1 protein-coding gene is annotated in these 684 nt (G+C 72.1%); it reads right to left on the reverse strand.

All coding sequences use genetic code 11. The features are described from left to right. Window positions 1–13: 13 nt before the first annotated feature. Window positions 14–684 (reverse strand): aldo/keto reductase (locus LADH09A_RS03640; RefSeq protein ID WP_238643305.1); only part of this gene is annotated, 671 nt, incomplete at its 5' end.

Raw genomic sequence — 684 nt, forward strand, 5'->3', positions numbered from 1 at the left:
CCGGATGGCTAAGCTAGCGCGGGCGCTGAGGTTGTTTGGGTGCGGAGTTGTGGGTGGGCCGGTCCCGTGACAGCAGCCCGGAGTTGTAGACGCCGGCGATGACCACGCCCACCCCGCGACTCTCCGCGGCGGGCAGCAGGTCGTCGGCCGCGCCCTGCTCCAGCAGGGTGTACCGCCCGGCGCACATCATCACGTCGACGTCGGCCTCCCGCACGAACCGGGCCAGCATCGCCGACTGGTTCATGCCGGCGCCGATGGCACCCACCACGCCCTGGTCACGCAGCTCGGCCAGGGCTGGCACGGCTTCGGTCGCGGCCCACTCCCAGTGGTCGTCCGGGTCGTGGAGGTAGACGATGTCGATCCGGTCCAGCCCGGTGCGTTCCAGGCTGGCCTCGATCGAGCGAAGGACGCCGTCTCGGCTGAAGTCCCACACCCGCCGGTGGCTCGCGGGGACGTCGAACCCGTCGGAGTCCCGCAGGTGGGCGTCCTGCGGCGAGGGCACCAGGAGTCGCCCGACCTTCGTCGACACGACGTACTCGTCGCGCGGACGGTGCCGCAACGCGCCGCCGAGCCGGCGCTCGGACAGACCGAGGCCGTAGTGCGGCGCGGTGTCGTAGTACCGGACACCCGCCTCCCACGCGGTGTCGACCGCCGACGCGAACTCCTCGTCCGTCGTGGCCCGGT

The organism is Micromonospora cabrerizensis, from assembly GCF_022230955.1.
Lineage (GTDB): Bacteria > Actinomycetota > Actinomycetes > Mycobacteriales > Micromonosporaceae > Micromonospora > Micromonospora cabrerizensis.